We start from the raw sequence: 19,445 nt of genomic DNA on the forward strand, positions 1-19,445 counted from the left end.
TGAGCAAGGGCGGGCTTTTTGATACCGGGCGGACATGGAGAAACGCTTTCCCCGGCGCGTGATCCGGCTTTTTAAACTTTTTCAAAAGATATTTTTCTTCAGTCGTTTACACAGGTCATGTCTGGGGTTTTGTCGCCCAGCTCAATGCCCGTTCAGACCTCGCATTTGAAACAATGTGTCGGATATTTCTGTGGGGCGAACGCCCGGATACAATTGAAACACCCGGTGAAACGGGGCTGAAAAGAAAGGTTCCCATCTTTGGTATGTCGGCAAGGTCGCCGACGCCAAAACCAAATGGAGAACTACTATGATGAAAACCACTTCTTTCGCACTGGCTGCTGTCATGTCCACGTTCCTGATCCAGGCAACGCCTGCTTCCGCTGGCCAGAGCTGCTGGGGACTTGAAGGACAGGCGCTTCAGGATTGCATCGACAATCTTGTCGACGAACTTGGCAAGATCGGTCACGAAAGCAATTCCGATACGCAGACAGTGAAGATCAAGAAATCTTCCCGTCAGAAATCTCGTTGAGGCCTAACCTCGACCGGAACTGACAACCAGAAACCCTCGGCGTGAACAAGACGCCATAAGGGTCACCTCTCCTGCGGTGCAATTCGACTGGCATTGATGTGTTTTGGCCTGCTTGCCAGGGTATACCCATCAATCCGTTGAATTGCCCGCAGACAGGTTTTCAAGAAGAAGACATCTAAAACGGCCGGTTGGCCCCCTTCAGGCAAGCTCTCTTCTCCAAGCGTTTTGAAATTTCTACGCCTTTTTTGAATGCCTGCTTTTGCCACTCAATCCAGATTGTTGAGCAACCGAATTCAAGGCACGGTGCTGACCGACTTGTTCGGTTTTCGGTCCGGCGCTCTGCAACAGCCGGCAGCGATCATCAAACCTGGAAAAAGGCCACCCCGTCCCGTGCATTGATGGGGCAAAAGCACTTCGCGCAGCTTCAAAGCCAAAGCCAAAGGAAGGGGCCGAGACATGACTTGGGCCCCTCCTGTTCGGTAACGGCAGGATTATGCGGGGACGGACGGGTATTTCATACCCGCGACTTCCTGCATCAGGCGGATCACCTGTGTGCTGTAGCCCGCCTCGTTGTCATACCAGACGTAAAGGACCAGCCGGTCGCCGTCGACGATGGTTGCCTGGCTGTCGACCACACCGGCATGGGTGGAACCGACGAGGTCGGAGGAGACCAGTTCGGTCGAAGCCGTGTAGTCGATCTGGTCCTGCATCGGCGACTGCACGGAAATCCCGCGCAGGTAATTGTTCATTTCCTCGGCCGTCGTCTCGCGCTTGAGGTTCAGGTTGAGGATGGCCATGGAGACGTTGGGGATCGGCACCCGCACCGCGTTGCCGGTCAGCTTGCCCTTCATTTCCGGCAGGCACTTTGCGACGGCGCTGGCCGCGCCCGTGCTTGTCAGTACCATGTTCAGGGGCGCGGACCGGCCACGGCGATCCCCGCTGTGGTAGTTGTCGATCAGGTTCTGGTCGTTGGTGAAGGCGTGGATAGTTTCCACGTGGCCGTTCTCGATCCCGAACTCGTCGTTGATCACCTTCAACACCGGCGTGATGGCGTTGGTGGTGCAGGAGGCCGCGCTCAGGATCCTGTCATCCGCCGAGATGTCGCCATGGTTTACGCCATAGACGATGTTCTTGATGCTGCCCTTGCCCGGCGCGGTCAGGATCACTTTCGCTGCACCCGGGCATTTCAGGTGCTGGCCAAGACCATCCTCGTCGCGCCAGATGCCGGTGTTGTCGACCACCAGCGCATTGCGGATGCCGTATTTGGTGTAATCGACCTCGGCAGGAGAGTTGGCGTAGATCACCTGGATGTAGTTGCCGTTGGCGATGATCGCATTCTGCTCTTCGTCAACGGTGATGGATCCGCTGAAAGCGCCGTGGACGGAGTCCCGTCGCAGCAGACTGGAGCGTTTCTTCAGGTCGCCGGCCTTGCCGCCGCGCACGACAATCGCGCGCAGGCGCATCTTGTTGCCGGCACCGACGCGTTCGATCAGCATGCGGGCAAGAAGGCGTCCAATGCGCCCGAAGCCATAGAGAACGACATCCTGCGGTTCCTGCAGGATGGATGTCTTGCCGGTGTTGATGCTGGCCAGCTGCTTCTCGAGGAAGCTCTTAACGTCACCGCCTTCTTCCATGTAGCCGTGGCACAGCTTGCCGAGGTCGACGCGTGAAGCGGCCAGGTCCATCTTCAGCATTGCCTTGACGATTTCGAGGCTCTTGGTGACGTCCAGTTCCTGCCCGGTGATCTGCAGGGCATAGCGGTGTGCCTTGAGGATTTCGATGGCGGAGTTGTTCAGAAGACGCCGACCGAAAATCCGGATGTTGATGCCGTAGTCACGGTAGAGATGCCCAACCAGCGGGATCATCTGCTCGGCAGCGGACTGTTGTTCCTTCCAGTTGTCGAAGTGGTTATCCATGGCCGCCATACACAAAACTCCCTTATGGTCTTTCCAGCGCGCTGAGTGGCAAGTCTTTGTCCTGCGCACGGTCTTTAGCTCTTGTGGAAACGTAATGTCCATAAGCAGATTGAAGACTAATCGATTGAAATTTGGGGAGGGTGCTTTTAGTCGCATCCAGGCCGCCGGAGCCGTTACATCTGGAACCTTGCAAGTGCAGATAATCAACTCGGAGAGACTTGGTCTGAACGCAGAAGCGCAGAGCAAAACCTGGCAATTCGTGCCCGTCATCGGCAATTGCGGTCGAATTCGCACTGCGGTTTCAAGCAGACATCGTACTTCAGGCAAGTCCTGCGTTGATGACGTATCGGCTTCCGGAAGTCATGGGGACGCGAAGCCTTTTCACACCCCGAGCTCGCGCAGGCCTTTCTCTATCGTTTCGCGCGCGCCGCTCTCGGCAAACGGGAAGGACGCGAAGAAGACTTCCGAACTGATTTCCGGATCTGCCTGTTTCGCCCGTGCCAGCCATTGCCGGGCTTCTGCATTCTTGCCGACCAGGTGTGATGTCAGGGCCGCGATCAGCGAGATATGCTTGTGCGCACCGGGCATCTGCGCTGCTTTCACGGCAAGCTCTTCCGCCCTCTGCCTGTCGCCCAGTTGCAATTGAACCAGAGCACGTGCCGACACCATGCCATAGGCGAGCGGGTCAAGTGGGCTGAGGTCCAGCGCCAGCGCAAGATCTGCATCGGCCTGCGCTGCCTGACCCGCCATCACGCTTACCAGCCCGCGTGTATAGACGCCCTGTGCGAAACTGGGGCTGAGGCTGGTTGCCCGGTCAAACCAGGCGATTGAATCTTCCAGCCGACCATCGAGCCAGGAGCACCGTCCGGCATTGAAGTGAGCAAAAGGATCGAGCCTGTCGGTCTCCACCGCCTGGTGCGCCAGTGCGCGGGCCTTTTCGACTTCGGCTTCGGGATCTTCCGCAAAGCGCATGAAGGCCGACTGAAAATGTGTGAAGGACAGCCCGCCCATGGCGCCGGAGAAATAGGGATCGCATTCCAGGGATCGTGTGAACAGTTCTGACGCGCGGGCGTTGTCCTGCCGATTGAACCGGTACATGTGATCCAGCCCCAGGTGAAAACAGGCCCATGCATCCAGTTCTCCCGGAGCGCGTCTGCGTGCGATGCGCACTTCGTTCTGCGGGATCTGAACTGCCAGACTGGCAACGACATGGCTTTCGATTTCCGGTCTGAGCTGGTGCAATTCGGGCAGGCTGCCACGATAGTGTTCCGCCCAGATCGTGCCGCTGCTGGTCATGTCGATCAGCGAAACGCCGATCGTGATGCTCTCACCCGCAAGTTCGACCGTGCCGGTGAGCCCATAGCGAACGCCGAGTTGACGGCCGGCGGAAAGCGGGTCCACATCGGGTCCGCGAAAGCGGAAGCTCGATCCGCGTGCGATAACGAACAGCCAGTGCAGGCGCGACAGATCCGCAATGATGTCGGCAGGCAGGGCATCGGCCACGATTTCGTGCTGACCCGGTTCGCCAAAATACTGGAAGGGCAGGACGGCGATGGAAGGCCGCCCGTCGCGCGCGGTCTTCAGCACTTCCTCAATTGCCGGGGCGGCCTGTTCCTCGGTTATCAGGCCCGAACGTGTCGGGGGTGCCTTTGCCTGGACACTGGAAACCTCGGTCTCCGCAACAAACCGGAACCCCTTGCCATGGATCGTCCGGATGACTTTCTGTGTGCTGCCGTTGTCCCCCACTGCCTTGCGCGCAGCCTTGATCCGCGCTGCCACTGCCGTTTCGGAGACGATCCGTCCGTCCCAGACATGCTCTATCAATTCGTCCTTGCTGACCATTCGGTCGCGGTTTTCGACCAGCAGCAAGAGGAGGGAGAGGACTTGCGGCTCGATCGCCACGCGTTCGCCATCACGGCGCAATTCGAAACGCGCGCCGTCCAGTTCAAATCCGTCAAAGGTGAACACCAGGGCGTCGGCTTGCGGCACACGTTCCCCTTTCCCCGAAAGTCTTCATGAAAAGGTCAGTTATATTCATGTTCCCGTCAAGCATTGCCGTAGGGGAAGGCGTATCTCTTGTTCATCGGGAGCACCCGATATTGGTTTGAAACACTGATACATGAACTAGGAGAAATGAAATGCCTCTGGTAACGATCGATGTCATCAAGAATGTTTTTACCGCCGAACAGAAGCACCAGCTGATCGAAAAGGTAACCGAAGCCATGGTCTCCGTGGAAGGCGAAGCCATGCGTCCGGTCACCTGGGTCCGCATCATGGAAGTCGAGCAGGGTGACTGGGCCATTGGCGGCCAGCGTCTGGGTGCTGCGGACGTTCATGCGATGTCGGGCAAGAAAGTCGCCTGACGCTGCCGAAAATCTGTTGCAAGAAGGGCCGTGCCTTGGGGCGCGGCCTTTTGCGTTTTGATCGGAAGATGCCGGTAGGCACTCATGCGCAATCGCGGGCTTGTTGAGGCCCTTGCTTCCATGCTGAACGCATCGCCTGCCGTCAAACCTCAAGGGAAGGGAAATCGTCCTGCAGTCTGTCGGCGTACTTGCCTTCGAAGGTGTGCAGGCCTGCGTGACGGATTTCGGTTTGATAGTCGAGCCAGATAGTGCCACCGCAACCGCGTACCCAGCGCAGGCTGAAGCTCTGGTCCTCATGCAGGAACAACCGACCGCTTGGCGTCGGAAGGTGGCCGAAGAAGTCGTAATATTCCATGTCTGCATGGGCGGGGATCAGCGACATGTCGGGGTAGTTGGTGACGACACCGCGTTCCACCATCGTTTCCGGCACCTTCCGGCTCAGCAGCGTCAGGCCCTGACCTCCGGCGGGAATGGAGATGAAACCATCCCGGTGCTCGGGGTGCCAATCCGTGTTGTCATAGTCGCGAAGCTGGTGATTGTAGGTCATGCTGCGGGAAACGAGCTGTTCCATCGGGCTTCGCTCGGCTTCCGGCAGGGCGGTTTCCGCTTCAATCAGGTGCCGGAGCAGATCCCAGTTGTAATATTTCTGCGGGTAGGACGCGCTGACGAAATCGTCGCCGAAGGCGACCAGGCGCCACACGGCCTCAGGCGTGAATTCCATGTCGGAGTCGAGCATCAGCATGTGGCTGAACTGCTTGTGGGCGAGGAATTTGCTCATAAGGTGGTTGCGGTTGATGACGAGGTTTGCGGCACCATAGGTTTCGAACGCAAACGGCAGTCCGTGGTGCTGAAACTCCTGCGTCAACGCGATGAGGGAGCGGACCGTCGGCAGTTCGACCTGGCCGCGGGTCGGCATGGCAATCATGATGATGAGCGGTGTTGCTCCGTCGGCCTCATTCGCCATTTCCTGTTGCCTCTCTGAAGGTGATGCCGGGGCATGGGTGCCGGGGGTCTCGGGGCGGACCTCGGCAGACTTTCACTGGTTTCCTAAGGTGCTTTCTTTGGAGTTACGAGTTGCGCCGGTCGCAGCTCTTCTGCTTCCTTGAACAGTGAAAAGGTTTGGTTCACGTAGCCGACGACGCCATTGATCTGCTGCAGATAGGCTTGCAGCTCCGGAGTGTGCTCCGCTTCCACCAGCTGGATGGCCCGGGACTGCGGATAGACTTCAAAAAGAACATAAAACAGCGGGTCTCCACGGCGCAGGATGAGAGGGGCGGAGATATCGTGCCATTCGAACGCCCATGTCAGCGTTCTCGGCCAGACGTTGATCGGGAACCTTCCAGGTATCATCAGGCCGGGAAGCGACGATTTCCCGACATGCTGAAACGGTGGCAGCTGCGACATGTAGGTGGGCTCGTCCGCAACGAAGATGTACGGCAGGCGCATCTGCAGGATAGGGCGGTCGGGCGAGCGCCATTCTTCGCGCGGATGAAGGATAATCAGGTGAGCGAAGACATCGTCTCGAACCGAGGACATTGGCCCGTCGGCGTTCACGACCACGGGTTCACCGAAGTCGGTTTCGGCCATCTGAAGGGAGAGGTCGCATGGGCATGGTACTTCGAAAAGCCGGCTTTCGAGCCCCAGGACCGCAGGGCAGGATGTCACGGATTTGGCATGGGTTCGCTGGCGCGGGGCTGAGGACTGTTTCAGCCTTTGCGGTGGCTTGTAGACCAGTTGGGATTCGTTGCCCGCCAGCAGCCAGCCGATCGTTGCCGGCCCGCTGCCTTCAGTGTTTCCGCCGCTTGCATCGACGGTAACGTTGAAACTCAGCACGGGAGCGCCACCCTTGTTATCGCCGGAATTGTGCACTGATCCAGGGCGGGGCTGGGAGCCAGCGATTGAGGCTCTTGTCGAGATAAAGGCCGGTGACGGTATTGTAGGAAACGGTCACGGGCTGGCGGGTAAAGGGATCCGTGACTTGCCGCGTCTGAATTTGAGACACGCCGTAGCCCGGCGAGAAGACCGTATTTGCGTTTGGTACCCGTGACCCCGCGCGCCCCCCGTAAACGGTGTTCATCACCGCGAGCCGTGAGCCGGGATGTCCCGGGTGGATGGTGTTCATTCCCGGTCGGCGGTAGCCTGCGCCACCAGCATAGACGGTCTCCATAGCTGGCTGCCGGAAGCCGGGACGGCCGGCATAGATGGTATTCATCGCAGGTCGGCGATGGCCGGGATGGCCAGCGTAGATGGTTTCCATCACCGGTCGGCGATAGCCCGGATGTCCTGCGTATATGGTGTCCATCGCCGGTCGCCGCGAGCCTGGATGTCCTGCATAAATGGTATCCATCGCCGGCCGTCCTTTGAACGGGGTATATCCTGCGGGGCCGGCGGTGAGGGTTTCGGAGTGCATCTGTCCGGGCCGACTGCCCATGGAGCTGTCGGCTGACGGTCTTCTGGCTGCGCCCAGTTTTACGAGATCTTGATCGATCCCCGGTTTCTTTCGGTCAACCAAAGCTTATCCCTCAAGAACCAAATACTATAAAAGATTTAAGTGCTAAACTGACATAAAGTTACAAAATGCCTCTGCTTTCCGCAACTCCTTTCAGAGCTTCGCCTACGTTCCTGATGACATTGCTCCAGTCACGCGGTTGCTGTTGCCGGAAAAAACGCATGCCCGGATACCAGTCCGAACGGTCTCCTTCAAAGCAGTGATACCAGTGGGGAAAAGTGTCGAGCAGCAGCCAGACCGGTGTGCCGATCGCCCCGGCAATATGTCCCACCGCACTATCGGTCATCACGATGACGTCCAGCGACTGGATCATGGCGGCGGTTTCGGCAAAATCGAAATCGTCACAATCAATGACAAGATCGCCCAAGCCGCCTTCGATGAGCTGGCGGTGGGGCGGCCCTTTCTGCAGGCTGTAGAGTTGAACGAAGGGCAGTTCGGCAAGCGGCAGAAAATCCGAGAGGTGCGCTGCCCTGTCCGCGTTGCCGCCGTAGTCGACGTTTCCAGACCAGAGGATGCCGACACGAAGTGGTGCTCTCGCCCTTGCAAGCAAGGCGTTCCGCCTTTCTGCAAACGCCGGATCGCACTTCAGGCGCGGAGGTGGGTAACGGGACGGATCATCGACACCAAGCAGATAAGGCAGTGACAGAAGCGAGATCTGAAGCTCGCAGCCATACCCAGGGAGCTCTTCAGCATTCTCGACCCAGATGTCGACACCTTGAAGGTTCTGCAGGAGGTGCGACAGGGCCGGGAGACACAGGAAATGGACGCTAGCGCCGGCAGCCTTGAGAGCGGGCAGAAACCGCGCCGCCCAGATGATGTCGCCGTGCCCACCCTCGGGCAGAACCAGGATTTTTCGCTCCGTTGGCGGAGATCCGTCCCAGAAGGGCAGGTGGTGAACGGCGGCCGGAGTGACGCCGGCACCGAAGCGATGCTCCCAAAGCGGCCAGCCACGCCGATAGTCCCTTTGCCCCAGAGCCAGCCAGGAGGCTTCGATAGCTGAACCGGCATCGTCCGGATCGTCGCGCAAGAGCTTCTGAAAGGTGTTGAATGCTTCGCCGTGCCTGCCTGATCTGGAGCGTGCAACGGCCAGGACATAGTCTATCTCAGGATCGTCCGGCTGCAGGTTTTTCAGCTGTTCCGCCACGGCCAAGGCATTTTCCGGGCGCCCGAGGCGCAGGTAGTGCGCAGCAAGGCGGTGCAGGGCGACGATGCTTGGCGGCGTGATGGATGCAGCCCGGGTGAGACAGGCGAGTGCAGCCGCATCCCGCTCCTCCAGAAGATGAACCTCCGCCTGCAGCAGCCAGGCGTCCACAAAGTCCGGAGCGAGCTTCAGGCAGGCATCGGCATAGGCAATCGCCGTGGCACATTGCTCCCGGCCGAAGCTTCGCAGCGCCATTTCGTACAAGTCATCTGCCGTCAGGGGGCCGGGGTCTCTGGTCATCTGGTCTGCTGCGCTGTCCTGTTCACGTTGCTCTGTAGACTTCGTCTATGCCGATAAACTCGATCACCTCGTATCCCTTTCCGGCCATGAAGGAGGGGATCTCGGGACTGTCGGTAATGTTCTCTATGGTCCACACTTCGACCGGGATGGTCTCGAAGGGAAACTCTTCCAGGACAGCCATCTCGCCTCCTTCAACGTCGAGAGACACATAATCGATACGCTCAATTCCCGCGTCTGCCAGTATCTCCCTGATCGAGCGAACCGGTATCTTTGCAATGCGCTCGTCGTGCTCGGGGTGCTGCCGGATCCTTTCCAGAAGGTCCGGAGCGATGTTTGCGAGCAGACCGCCGCTTTGGGTGTAGCCGGCTCGGATTTCCAGGAATTCCGCGAAAGGTGTCGGCGAGCCGACCGCAGCGTTGAGGCAGCTGCAGCCGCGAACGGACGTCGCCTTTGCAAAGTTTGCCGGTGACGGCTCAATCAAAAGCCCGGTCCAGCCAAGTTCCTTTTCGAAGAAAAGGCTGTTTGAACCAGTGAGCCCGTCATATCCGCCAAGTTCCAGGAAAACGCCGCCTGTACGGTGTTTCAGAACCTCGTCGTTCAGGAACTTGTCCTGGCCGGATTGGCTGAAATACTGCTGGTGCATGCCCAGGGCCTTTTCCACGGCCCAGATCTCGTGCCGCAAGCCGCCCCGGCTCGGCCCGAAAACATGTTTCAGCTGACCGACAAGCGTTTCCAGGAGGTCCGTCAGGGCTTGCGGGGAATACTCGCTGTAGAATTCCGGCATGGTCATGAGGCAGTGAGGTCCTGGCTGATTTGAAATTGTTTTGAATTGAATGGTTCAAATTCCTGCGAAAGTTACCTTAGGTTAGTTCAGGGTGCTGCCCAAATTCAAAGGCTTTGATGATCCCGCTGTAAGGGGGGCGCAAGGAGCACGCACTGCAGATGGCGAAAGGTGACGGCGCGAATGAAAGACCAGACATCCGCATCCAGCCTGACCGAGGCATTTCTGGAGTGGTACATCGCCAACCGGCACAGTCCGGATCTGGCCGAGCTGAACGACTATCTGTTGAATGCCGCCTTGTCGGCGCGGGGCTACAACAATCTGGAGAGCGGCGAGACGTTCTTTGTGAAAGAGATCCTGGCCGCCACTGCACCGAGGCTCTGTTTCGACATCGGTGCGAATATCGGACGATACAGTCTCGACCTGTTGAACTATACGTCCGCCAACGTCATTGCCTTCGAGCCGCTGATCTCATCGCATGGAGAACTGGTGCGAAACACGCAGGCCTATGGCGACAGGATTGTTTGCGAAAACGTCGGCGTGGGTAACTTCGACGGCGAGGGGATACTGAATTTCGATGCAACGAACCCTGTTCTTGCCTCCTTTTCTCAGGAGGTGAAGAAGGTGAGTTATGTCACAAACGGGCAAACTGTGAAGGCACGGGTGACGTCGCTCGATAACTATTGCCGGGTAGCCGGAATTACGGCGGTAGATCTTATCAAGATCGACACGGAAGGCTTTGAGACCGAAGTGTTCGAAGGGGCTACCAGGGTGTTTTCCGAAATCAGGCCGCGGTTCATCCAGATGGAGTTCAACTGGCACCAGATGTTCCGCAGCAGGACGCTGAACGACTTCGCGGAATTGCTTCCAGAATACGACGTCTATCAGTTGCTGCCGAACGGCTGGACGCGGCGAGAGCCGAGAGACCCGCTGGCGAATTTCTACCAGTTTTCAAACTTCGTGTTCGTCTTGAACTGACTAGGGGAGTTTCTGCAGACTGCTGATGGCGGTATATGATTTTATCTCGACAATACGAGACCCGAGTTCCGTATTGATCTCCTGCTTCAGTGCCGCGCGTTTGTCATTTGTCTGGTAAATGCGTCGTGCCAGATCCACGAAGCGGTCCTTGCAATCCTGGGATCGGTCGTAGTTGCGGATGTCGTCTTCGAAACTCCACAGACTTTCATTGAGGCTTTTCAGCCGGGCCTTCCAGGTGTGGACCTGGCCCGTATCAGGCATGTGCCGGTCGTAAATCTCGCTGAGCGAAGCCAATTCGAAGCGGACGTGTTCCAGTTTCTCCGGAGCGGATATGCGGTCGACCTTGATTTCAAGGATGGTGATCTTGTCGAGGAGTTCAGCCGGTGAAATCGGTATGTAGATCATCTCGACCAAGACACATGCCCTCATGTTCATCCCGCTGCTTTCAGAACTGTAGCATCAAGTCGCTGGTCCGTTAATTGGCGTGCTTGCAGAGCGGGGGGCAAAGAACCACCCGCCGAACAAAAAAGCCAGCCCTGTGTCACCAGGGCTGGCTGATTGCATGTTGCTGCAGGCAGGCGATTACTGCAGCAGGGCCGGGGCGTTGTCCGGAACGGGGGCAGGCGGCACCTTCGTGTCGGTGAAAGCAGGAACGGCTGCTTCAAAGGTGTCCAGCCAGGCCACAAGTTTCGGATGGGTCTGCCGCCATTCACCGGCAAAACGGATATCAAGGTAGCCGAGGGCGCAGGCGAGCGTCAGCGAGCCAGCGTTGACGTCTGCAGCGGATGCCGGAGCGGGCGGCGTGTTGTCTTCAAAGTGCTTCAGACCACGGTCCATCTTGGCTGCCTGATAGGCGTCCCAGGCCGGGTCGCGGTACTTCTGTTCCTTGAAGCGCTTCTCGTAGACCCGAAGGATGGCCGCATCCATGATGCCGTCAGCCAGTGTTTGGTCCCGCAGGACCGGAAACCGGGCTTCGCCTTCCGGAAACAGCTTGCCGCCGCCCGCCAGGAAGTCGAGGTATTCCAGAATGACGGAGCTGTCGTAGAGGACGTCGCCGTTTTCCAGGACCAGCGCCGGGATCTTGCCGAGCGGGTTCTGGCTGCGCAGACTGTCAGAGGGATCGGCGGTGTTGGCGTCTTCGATCTCGACCTTGCCCTTGAGGCCGAGAATGGACAGGGCGAGCTTCACCTTGCGGCCGAAAGGCGAAGGGGGAGACGAGCGAAGTTTCATCATGGGTCCGAACTCCTGAAAGAAGAAGGCGGTTGGGGTGTCTAAGACGGTCAGCGTGCACCGGGTGGCGGCACGGACAGGCTGCCGGCGCGGCAGCCGGATCTGTCGACTTCGCGGCAGGCCCGGAATTCCAGATCCCGCGTGAGGCAGATGCGCACTTCCTCAAGTTCGCCCCGGTCGCAGGTGACGGCAAGCCCGTCCTCCTTGAGGCCCGGATTGGCAAGCCGGAAGGCTTTCTCAACGGTATCGGGTGCGGCCTTGCCGCGCTTGTCGAGTGTGCGGAAGGCTCCGGGGATGGTGATCTTGTCGAAAGCCTTGCGGGTGAGATCGAAGTAGTCTTCCGGTGTCAGCCCGGAGCAGGTGCCATGCTTGCGCCACTCGTGGAAGACGAGATTGTGGCTCGGCATGATGTCTTCCATCGAAACGGCAATTTGCCGGTCGATGCGCTTTGGTGCGCCGGGGCAGCTTTCCGGGAAACCACGCTCGTATTGGGGCCACAGGCCATGCACGACGAAGCGAAAGGGCTTGGAGACATCACATTGATGCGGATTGGCATCCGCGCCCTGTTGCTTGCAGTAGGTCGGCGACCAAGACAGGGCGAGGACATAGAAATCGAATTTTCCGGACTGATCGGCCAGGGCAGGCATGCTCAGAAGTCCCGCCAGAAGGCAGGCGGACAGTCTTCCGATATGGCCGAGCAGCGCCATGGATCAACCTTCTTGGGGAGGCCGTGGCCTTAGTGCGGGCGCGCCGTGCTGCAATGGTCGCCGTAGACCCGCCACTTGTCCAGAGGAGCCAGGCAGGCTTCCACATTCCAGCTGAGCCCGACGAACCCGGCGTGCTCTTCCACCATGTAGTGGACGGATTGAATGGTGCCGTCCGACAGGCTGGCTGTGCCTTTGCAGTAGCGGCGCTCGATCGGGCTGACGTCATTGCCGCTGTTGTTGACTTCACTGATGCCGTCGATGCTCAAGATCGTGCGGCCGCCGTAATAGTCCTTGCGAGCCCGGGCGACAGTTCCGGCGACGGCGCTTTGAACGGATGCGGCCGTGCAGTCCGGTAAGCGCTTGTCGCTGCCGAACGAGAAATAGACACGGTCGTCATTCGCGGCAGCCGGCGCAGCCAAGCTTGCGCAAAAGGCCAAGGCTGACAGGGTCAAACAGACGGATCGGGCAATACGCACGGCATAAACTCCGGAAATCAAACTGTGTAGGAGACGATGGGGGAGCCGGGTCGGAAGGTCAAGGTTCGATCCCGGTAAAAGTGTCACTGTAGGGGCTTTATTCGCCGATCAGCTGCGTTACGTTCCAGCTGGTGCCGGGTCCCTGGTGCAGGAGGTCGCACAACCAGGGCAGAACCAGACGCATTTCCTCCGCAAGCGTGAAAGGGGCGTTGATCAGTGTCATGCCCGAACCGAGCATTCTGGTGTCCGGGCCGCTCTTGCCGACGTTGAGGTCGAGGCTCAGTACGTCGCGCAGGCCAGCTTCGTCGAAGTCGCCATGCATGCGCCGGATCGCTCTGACATCCTTCATCGGATACCAGAGCGCATAGGTGCCGCCTGGCCATTTCTTGTAGGCCTTCACCACGGCATCGGTCATGCGGAAGAATTCGTCCGTCACCTCGAATGCGGGGTCGATCAGCACAAGGCCGCGTTTCTCCTTGGGGGGCAGAAAACTTCCCATGGCAAGCCAGCCGTCCAGGTGGATGGTCTTGACCTGATGGTCTCCCGCGAACCGCTCCGCGAGCGTCTTGAAATCCGCCGGGTGCAGTTCCGTCAGCGTCAGGCGGTCCTGTTTGCGCATCAACTGCCGTGCGACCATGGGCGAGCCCGGATAAACCTTCAGCGTGTCGCCGTCGTTGAGCGCGCGCACTGCCGTCAGCCAGGGAGCAAGCAATTCGGCTATCTGAGGTGGAATATCGGCTTCAAGCACCTTGCCGATGCCAAGTTGCCATTCACCTGTCTTCTGCATCTCCTGCGAATTGAGATCGTACAGACCGATCCCTGCGTGGGTGTCGAGGATGCGGAAGGCTTTGTCCTTGCGCTGGAAATAGGCAATCAGGCGGGCCAGTACAACGTGTTTCAGGACGTCGCCGATGTTTCCCGCATGATAGGCATGGCGGTAGTTCATTCGGACTGGTTCCCGGAGGCAGGTTCAGCATCGCGCTTGAAGAAGATGACTGCCTTGTCGCCGTGGTCTGCCTTGCCGATTTCCGAGAAGCCGAGGCGGCTGTGGAACCGTATCGAGCCCGGGTTGGCGGGGCGTTCGTTGACTTCGCAGACGAAAACACGACCACTGCCGGCAAAACGTTCAAACAGGGCGCCATAAAGGGCGTCGCCGATCCTCTTGCCCCGAAGGCTTTCGTCGACGCAGATCCGGTCGGTGTAGGCAAAATTTGAAACGCGTTCGCTCAGCCATTGATAATTGCGGCTGTCATAGCCGGCGCCGTCGCCCAGGCACAGCAGGAAACCGGCAGGCGTGTCGTCCACGACTGCAACAAGACAGACAAGGGCGGAATTGACCAGATCGAGCAGTTCTTCGGCTGTCAGTTCGTTGACGGCCGGAACAGCAGCATTGTTCAGCGGCAACAACGCGCCGAGGTCGCCCGGCAGGAACGGTCGGATGGTCAGGGTATCGGATGAAACGGCAAGCATGGGGCACCACGGTGGATTTCGGACCCGCCTTATAGGGGCTTCGGCAGGAAGTGGAAAGATGTCCGCTGGATCCGTTGATTGCAGCTACTGCTGAGGATCAAGGGAAACCGGCACGACTCCAAGTCAGGTCGGGGGAGGCGGTGCCGGCATTGTCGGTAAAAAGAATGTGGGCGCAGCAAGGCTGCGCCCACTTGCTTCATGCTCTCAAGCCTCTGTGTGGCAGGGGCTAGGGGAGCTTATTCTTCGGCAGGTCCGCCATCGTCTTCCTGCGGTGCGTTGCCTTCTTCGAGCGCCTGCAGGTTGACCGCTTTCGGTCCCTTGCCACGACGATCCGGTTCGGTCTCGAAGGACACTCGCTGTCCACTGTCCAGGCCGGCAAAACCGGACCGCTCGACCGCGGAAATGTGCACGAACACATCCGCATCGCCTTCGTCCGGAGTGATGAAGCCAAAACCCTTGTCGTTCTTGAAGAACTTCACGGTGCCAGACTGACGCGGGCCACGCTCGACCGGGGGCATGTCACGCCGCGGGCGCTGCTGACGGAAACCGTCGCCTTCGCCGCCTTCGCGCGGGCCGCCGCCATATCCGCCGCGTCCGCCACCGCCGTAACCGCCTTCACGGCCACCGCCGCCGCCGTATCCGCCACGGCCACCGCCGCCGCCGCCATAACCGCCGCCATCGCGACCACCGCCGCCATAACCGCCGCCTTCGCGTCCGCCGCCGCCGTAGCCACCACGGCCACCGCCGCCGCCGTAACCGCCACCGCCTTCGCGGTCGCCGCCACCGCCGTAGCCACCACGGCCACCACCGCCGCCGTAACCGCCGCGGCCGCCGCCATAGCCGCCTTCTTTATTGTCGTCGCGGCCGTAGCCGCCACCAAAATCATTGTCGCGTCCGCCGCGGTAGCCGCCATCCCGGCCGCCGCCATAGAAGTCTCCACCGAACTCGCTTCCGCCAAAATCACTGCCGAAGTCTTGCGGACCGCCAAACTCGCGCTTGCCGCCGCGCCGACCACGCGACCGCCGGTCCGAATCACCATCGTGCATTACCGAATCACCTTAATTGTTGCGCCCTTTCGGCACATAACGACCAACCTCACCCGCCTTCACAGTCGAGTCACCACACTCAGGCGCACTCCGTGCGTCTGATCAACATTCTGGGATCGGGTTGAAACAATCTTGCCACATCCCTCTCCAGCCGCTGCGTTATCATCATAAGGGCGGGACAGGGAAAATCGCAAGAAAATCCTTGGTGCAGGCGCTAATTGGAAGCGTTTTTCGGAGGCCAGGTGCTTGACCAATTGGACAAGTCAGGTTCCGTACCGTCACATGTTTTCCTGGCCGCTTCTTCCAGCAGCACCAGGCCGGTGCCGTTCCACACCCATCGGTTCCACAAGCCGCATTCGCCAACTCCTGAACCCTTGAAGTAACTTACGAGCTGTTGATCGGCCGGAATCCATCTTGCGTTGTAGATGAGATCCGTTGCGACCGGACCCTTTTCCGACATGCGGGCGACATGCACCTGACGGGCTGCACCGTCCTTGCCGGAAAGGACTGCGACATAGGGGCTGTTGTAGGCGGTTGGAGCCCCACAGGGGATGATGTAGAGCGCGGCGCTGTCGGCAAGCGGCACGCGAACGGCATTCAGGCTGGCGAAGATGGTCGGGTCGATTTCAGAGCACAGGCGGTTGGCAGACCAGACGGCAGCCACTTCCGGCGGGAGCTGGTCGGCGCTCATCAGCGGAATGGCGTGCGGGGCGTCCCTGGCAGGATCGGTGCCGGGGGAGACGATGGCTGCAACGGTGCCGGTGCGGTCCTGGCGATTGTCGAGCCACAGCAGACTGGATTTGAGGCCGAGGAGGGGGACGGGTACCGCAACCGGGTCGGTTCCGGTGGTCGCAGGTACGCTGATGGTGAGTTCCTTGCCCTGGCGCATGGCGTCAAGCAGTGTCGTTGTTGCCGGGCCTGTCGGATACCAGAAGCCTTCTCCACCGAGCGGACGGAAGCCGGCCGGCGGATTGACTGCCGGCTGCATCTCGCGCAGCTGTTCGATCGGCAGGGCCTCGATCGGAATGCCGTCGACCTCGAACTTCAAGGTGCCGTCCTTGGGCAGCTCGGTGTTGGTGGTTACACGGACAAGCGGCTGGGCTTCCGCCTGCCAGTCGCGGACGATGCGCACATCGACCCAGACCGACTGGCTGCGGGTGAAGGAGGAGGCAAAGCACACGCCGGTATTGCCGCAATCGACCGTCCAGCTTTCGAAGCTGGGTGTCGTCCGGCCAGGCTGCGCCATTGTGCTCGAAGCGCCCAAAAGCGCTGCGGCAACAGTCATCAGCAATGTCAACAGTCGTGGCGTCATCAGCTCCGGCTATCCGAATGTGCTTGGCGTCTTCCAACAGGTCCATACATCTTGTACGAAATGCACGCGGCCAGGTGAAGCCGCGATTGACCAGAAACACGACACCGGATGGTGTTGTCCCGTATTTGTTACAATGGGCCGTGCGAGGCCGCTGTTGAAGGAGGCTACCATGGCGCAGGACACGACGAACTCCGGTGGGGATGAAAATCCGGACGACGGCATGCCGCCAATCCAGGTGATGGTGATTGCCGTTACGCCGTTTCAGCAGAACTGTTCGCTCATCTGGGACCCTTCATCCATGCGCGGAACGGTGGTTGATCCGGGCGGCGATGTCGACAAAATCCTGGCAGCCGTGAACAAGCAGGGCGTGAATGTCGAAAAGATCGTACTCACGCACGGCCATATCGATCACGTTGGTGGGGCGGCCGACCTGGCCGAAGCGCTGAAGGTGCCGGTGGAGGGGCCGCACGAAGCCGATCAGATGCTGATCGACAGGGTGGCAGACCAGGCGGTACAATTCGGCGTGGAAGGCGTCAAGCCCGTGATGCCGGATCGCTGGATGGTTGAAGGCGACCAGGTGGAAATCGCCGGGCGGATGTTCGATGTTCTGCATTGCCCGGGCCATTCACCCGGCCACCTGGTGTTCTTCGACAAGGAACTGCGTTTCGCGATTTCCGGCGATGTTCTGTTTGCCGGCTCCATCGGCCGCACGGATCTGCCGGGTGGCGATCATGCGACCCTGATCAAGTCGATCCGCGAAAAGCTGCTGCCGCTTGGTGACGATGTCGCCTTTCTTCCAGGTCACGGCCAGGCCTCGACGATCGGTCATGAGCGTGAGACCAATCCGTTCCTGACCTGAGGGGCGGTGATGCCTTGATCCGGCGAGGGACGGCCCGCTTCGGGCAGCCCTCGGCGGACCGGAAGACTAGATATCTGGTGCTGCCTGAGGTCCGGCTGCGCCGGTAGGGCGACGGCTGGCGACTTTACCTGTCAGAGCAGGCCTCTCAGATCGTCGATGCGATCATTGACCAGCCAGCCGTAATAGTTTTCCTGCGGCCAGCTTTGGCCGCTGCGGCGGTATTTCGCGGCCCGGCCCCAGGGATCGCCGAGATTGTAGAGCGTCGCGGTCAGGCCAGGGTTTTTCGAAATATCCACCTTGCCGACGGATTTATAGGCGGCAATGGAGTCCTGGATGATCGCGGCCATGTAGTGCAGCGAGATGTTCGGGTCCATGGTGGCCTTGTAGACCGCCTCTGAATCGGCTGCTGTCAGCTTGCGGAAGTTGCTTTGCTTGGCAACCCGGTCGGTCATCTTGAGGACCGTGAGCGGGCTCAGCTGGCCAAGGCCGAAGCTCTGGCCGGAATAGAGCGGCTGGAAGAACGCTTCGTTGAAGTTCTTTTTCGGGTAACGGACACCGTCAACCGAACGGCCGCGAAACTTGCTGTTCCAGACGTTCTCGTAACAGGACCAGCGGCGGTCCGAACTTTTCTGAATATGGTCCTTGCGGCAGCGATCGAACTGCGGGCGTTCGACGAACTTGTCGACGTGCTCTCCGTTCAGCTCGAAGTCGAAGCGGATGCCGGCATAGGCAAGAGCCTTGACGTAATAGGACTGGGCACTGTCGAGCGTGTCGTAGTTGTAGGTGTGTTCGCCGACGATGGCGCCGATGATGTGGATGGGGTCGATGCCGTAGCGGGCGGAGACGCGTTTGATGGACCCCATCAGGCGGCGATCGCGCTTCAGAACGGCCAGAACCTTGTCGAACTTGGCATCATAGGATGACTTGGAGGCGGCGGTGCGGCGCGAAGAGGCGAAGGGGATCTTCGGCTGGCTTTTGAACCGGTTGCCTTCCGGCACCACCCGCACGGATTGGGCTTGCACGGTCGTACTTGTCGCGAGGGGCAGCGCCAATGGAGTCAGGAGCAGGCCAAAAACCAGACATCCAGTCACCAGTCTGGAAATTCGGCCGAGATGACGGGTCTTCCTGCACACCATAATTTTTCTGCGCCTGGCTTTATCTTGTGTTTCTCGCCGACCAAATGCGGTCGTGCCGGCGAGCTCCAGTTGGTTCACATAGCTCGCTGGATGCGACTGTAAATAACTCATCTTGCAAAAAGCCCCCAGAAAAAACCACCGCAGCCGCGAAGATGCAACCGGTTCCTGTCTCTAGGGCAGGGACATCAACAAAGAAGTGATACCGGTCACAGCCCGGTGGATTGTTAGGAGCCGGGTGCCGAACGAAAGGCCGCGGCAGGCCCCATGCGCAGGCGGACAGCCTTTGGAACGCCCAGGAAGTCGTAGAAGGCCCGGTGCTGACGCAAGCCGCATAATTCGCGCTGGATGGTGACATGCCAGAGCGCTTCACCGGCTTCGGCAAGCCGGTTTTGCAGGGTTTCGCTATCTGTTTCGGAACCGTCTTCCGCCGATTTCAGATCGGCCAGGGCCGTCTCCAGCTTTTTGGTAAGCCGCGAAAGCGTGGATGCCTTCTCGTTGAGAATCTCGTTCTCGAGCGCTGCCGAGAGCGGATCCTTGTCGGCAGGTCTGGTCAGTTGAGGTGGGCGTACGGTCATGACGTCGGAAGCTGTTGCGGCAATCTCACGCAGGGTCACACGACGGCTCCTTTCAAGGCAAGCCTTTTTCCGCAAGAGCCGACGTCGACTGCATCGCGGTGAGGCTCGGCCTCGGTA

21 protein-coding genes are annotated in these 19,445 nt (G+C 59.5%); 4 read left to right on the plus strand and 17 right to left on the minus strand.

The window, feature by feature from the left end; all coding sequences use genetic code 11:
• Nucleotides 1-307 precede the first annotated feature (307 nt).
• Nucleotides 308-529 (plus strand): hypothetical protein, encoded by a 222-nt coding sequence (locus FIV03_RS13585; RefSeq protein ID WP_062487708.1) that lies wholly within the window; start codon nt 308-310, stop codon nt 527-529.
• 491 nt (nt 530-1,020) lie between these two features.
• Here FIV03_RS13585 and FIV03_RS13590 read toward each other — a convergent pair whose 3' ends face one another.
• Complete coding sequence (locus FIV03_RS13590; protein ID WP_152509920.1) at nt 1,021-2,454, minus strand: glyceraldehyde-3-phosphate dehydrogenase; 1,434 nt, start codon at nt 2,452-2,454, stop codon at nt 1,021-1,023.
• Nucleotides 2,455-2,826: 372 nt separating this feature from the next.
• The gene (locus FIV03_RS13595; RefSeq protein ID WP_152509921.1) at nt 2,827-4,434 is read right to left on the minus strand and encodes a winged helix-turn-helix domain-containing protein; all 1,608 of its coding nucleotides are present in this window, start codon (nt 4,432-4,434) and stop codon (nt 2,827-2,829) included.
• 149 nt (nt 4,435-4,583) lie between these two features.
• Here FIV03_RS13595 and FIV03_RS13600 point away from each other — a divergent pair, with 149 nt between their 5' ends.
• Nucleotides 4,584-4,808 (plus strand): tautomerase family protein, encoded by a 225-nt coding sequence (locus FIV03_RS13600; RefSeq protein WP_152509922.1) that lies wholly within the window; start codon nt 4,584-4,586, stop codon nt 4,806-4,808.
• Nucleotides 4,809-4,950: 142 nt separating this feature from the next.
• On the opposite strand, the gene FIV03_RS13605 is transcribed toward FIV03_RS13600, so the two are convergent.
• From FIV03_RS13605 to FIV03_RS13625, 5 genes are all read right to left on the minus strand, one after another.
• Nucleotides 4,951-5,772 carry a hypothetical protein gene (locus FIV03_RS13605; protein ID WP_152509923.1) on the minus strand — a complete coding sequence of 274 codons (822 nt, stop codon included), beginning with the start codon at nt 5,770-5,772 and terminating at the stop codon, nt 4,951-4,953.
• Nucleotides 5,773-5,855: 83 nt separating this feature from the next.
• Nucleotides 5,856-6,641: a hypothetical protein gene (locus FIV03_RS13610; RefSeq protein WP_152509924.1), complete on the minus strand. Its 786-nt coding sequence runs from the start codon at nt 6,639-6,641 to the stop codon at nt 5,856-5,858.
• 16 nt (nt 6,642-6,657) lie between these two features.
• Entirely contained in the window at nt 6,658-7,155 is a 498-nt protein-coding gene (locus FIV03_RS13615; RefSeq protein ID WP_152509925.1) for a hypothetical protein, read from the minus strand.
• 223 nt (nt 7,156-7,378) lie between these two features.
• Nucleotides 7,379-8,758, minus strand: a complete 1,380-nt coding sequence (locus tag FIV03_RS13620; RefSeq protein WP_152509926.1) for a tetratricopeptide repeat protein — start codon at nt 8,756-8,758, stop codon at nt 7,379-7,381.
• Between the two features lie 22 nt (nt 8,759-8,780).
• Nucleotides 8,781-9,548 (minus strand): FkbM family methyltransferase, encoded by a 768-nt coding sequence (locus FIV03_RS13625; RefSeq protein WP_152509927.1) that lies wholly within the window; start codon nt 9,546-9,548, stop codon nt 8,781-8,783.
• A gap of 174 nt (nt 9,549-9,722) precedes the next feature.
• On the opposite strand from FIV03_RS13625, the gene FIV03_RS13630 reads away from it, so the two are divergent.
• Nucleotides 9,723-10,517 (plus strand): FkbM family methyltransferase, encoded by a 795-nt coding sequence (locus FIV03_RS13630; RefSeq protein ID WP_152509928.1) that lies wholly within the window; start codon nt 9,723-9,725, stop codon nt 10,515-10,517.
• Here the strand turns inward: FIV03_RS13630 and FIV03_RS13635 are convergent, their stop codons facing one another.
• From FIV03_RS13635 to FIV03_RS13675, 8 genes are all read right to left on the minus strand, one after another.
• Complete coding sequence (locus tag FIV03_RS13635) at nt 10,518-10,952, minus strand: DUF6165 family protein (protein ID WP_209009969.1); 435 nt, start codon at nt 10,950-10,952, stop codon at nt 10,518-10,520. It lies immediately after the preceding gene.
• Nucleotides 10,953-11,099: 147 nt separating this feature from the next.
• Nucleotides 11,100-11,750 carry a glutathione S-transferase family protein gene (locus FIV03_RS13640; RefSeq protein ID WP_152509929.1) on the minus strand — a complete coding sequence of 217 codons (651 nt, stop codon included), beginning with the start codon at nt 11,748-11,750 and terminating at the stop codon, nt 11,100-11,102.
• A 47-nt stretch (nt 11,751-11,797) separates the two neighbouring features.
• Nucleotides 11,798-12,454 carry a ribonuclease T2 gene (locus FIV03_RS13645; protein WP_152509930.1) on the minus strand — a complete coding sequence of 219 codons (657 nt, stop codon included), beginning with the start codon at nt 12,452-12,454 and terminating at the stop codon, nt 11,798-11,800.
• Between the two features lie 29 nt (nt 12,455-12,483).
• Entirely contained in the window at nt 12,484-12,930 is a 447-nt protein-coding gene (locus tag FIV03_RS13650) for a hypothetical protein (RefSeq protein ID WP_209009970.1), read from the minus strand.
• A 97-nt stretch (nt 12,931-13,027) separates the two neighbouring features.
• On the minus strand, nt 13,028-13,876 hold the full coding sequence (rlmJ, locus tag FIV03_RS13655) for a 23S rRNA (adenine(2030)-N(6))-methyltransferase RlmJ (RefSeq protein WP_152509931.1): 849 nt from the start codon (nt 13,874-13,876) through the stop codon (nt 13,028-13,030).
• Nucleotides 13,873-14,400 carry a GNAT family N-acetyltransferase gene (locus tag FIV03_RS13660; RefSeq protein WP_152509932.1) on the minus strand — a complete coding sequence of 176 codons (528 nt, stop codon included), beginning with the start codon at nt 14,398-14,400 and terminating at the stop codon, nt 13,873-13,875. The genes rlmJ and FIV03_RS13660 overlap by 4 nt, the downstream gene beginning before the upstream one ends.
• Before the next feature lie 236 nt (nt 14,401-14,636).
• Nucleotides 14,637-15,446: a cold-shock protein gene (locus FIV03_RS31860; protein WP_286202293.1), complete on the minus strand. Its 810-nt coding sequence runs from the start codon at nt 15,444-15,446 to the stop codon at nt 14,637-14,639.
• Between the two features lie 214 nt (nt 15,447-15,660).
• A complete protein-coding gene (locus tag FIV03_RS13675) occupies nt 15,661-16,758 on the minus strand; it encodes a DUF1176 domain-containing protein (protein ID WP_209009971.1) in 1,098 nt (365 codons plus the stop codon).
• Between the two features lie 169 nt (nt 16,759-16,927).
• Between FIV03_RS13675 and FIV03_RS13680 the strand changes: the two genes are divergently transcribed.
• Nucleotides 16,928-17,617 carry an MBL fold metallo-hydrolase gene (locus tag FIV03_RS13680; RefSeq protein WP_082444573.1) on the plus strand — a complete coding sequence of 230 codons (690 nt, stop codon included), beginning with the start codon at nt 16,928-16,930 and terminating at the stop codon, nt 17,615-17,617.
• 131 nt (nt 17,618-17,748) lie between these two features.
• Here FIV03_RS13680 and FIV03_RS13685 read toward each other — a convergent pair whose 3' ends face one another.
• Both FIV03_RS13685 and FIV03_RS13690 read right to left on the minus strand, forming a co-directional pair.
• A complete protein-coding gene (locus FIV03_RS13685; protein ID WP_209009972.1) occupies nt 17,749-18,753 on the minus strand; it encodes a DUF1402 family protein in 1,005 nt (334 codons plus the stop codon).
• A 224-nt stretch (nt 18,754-18,977) separates the two neighbouring features.
• A complete protein-coding gene (locus tag FIV03_RS13690; protein ID WP_209009973.1) occupies nt 18,978-19,367 on the minus strand; it encodes a DUF6665 family protein in 390 nt (129 codons plus the stop codon).
• Nucleotides 19,368-19,445 lie beyond the last annotated feature (78 nt).

It is taken from the genome of Labrenzia sp. THAF187b, assembly GCF_009363375.1.
Classification (GTDB): domain Bacteria; phylum Pseudomonadota; class Alphaproteobacteria; order Rhizobiales; family Stappiaceae; genus Roseibium; species Roseibium algicola.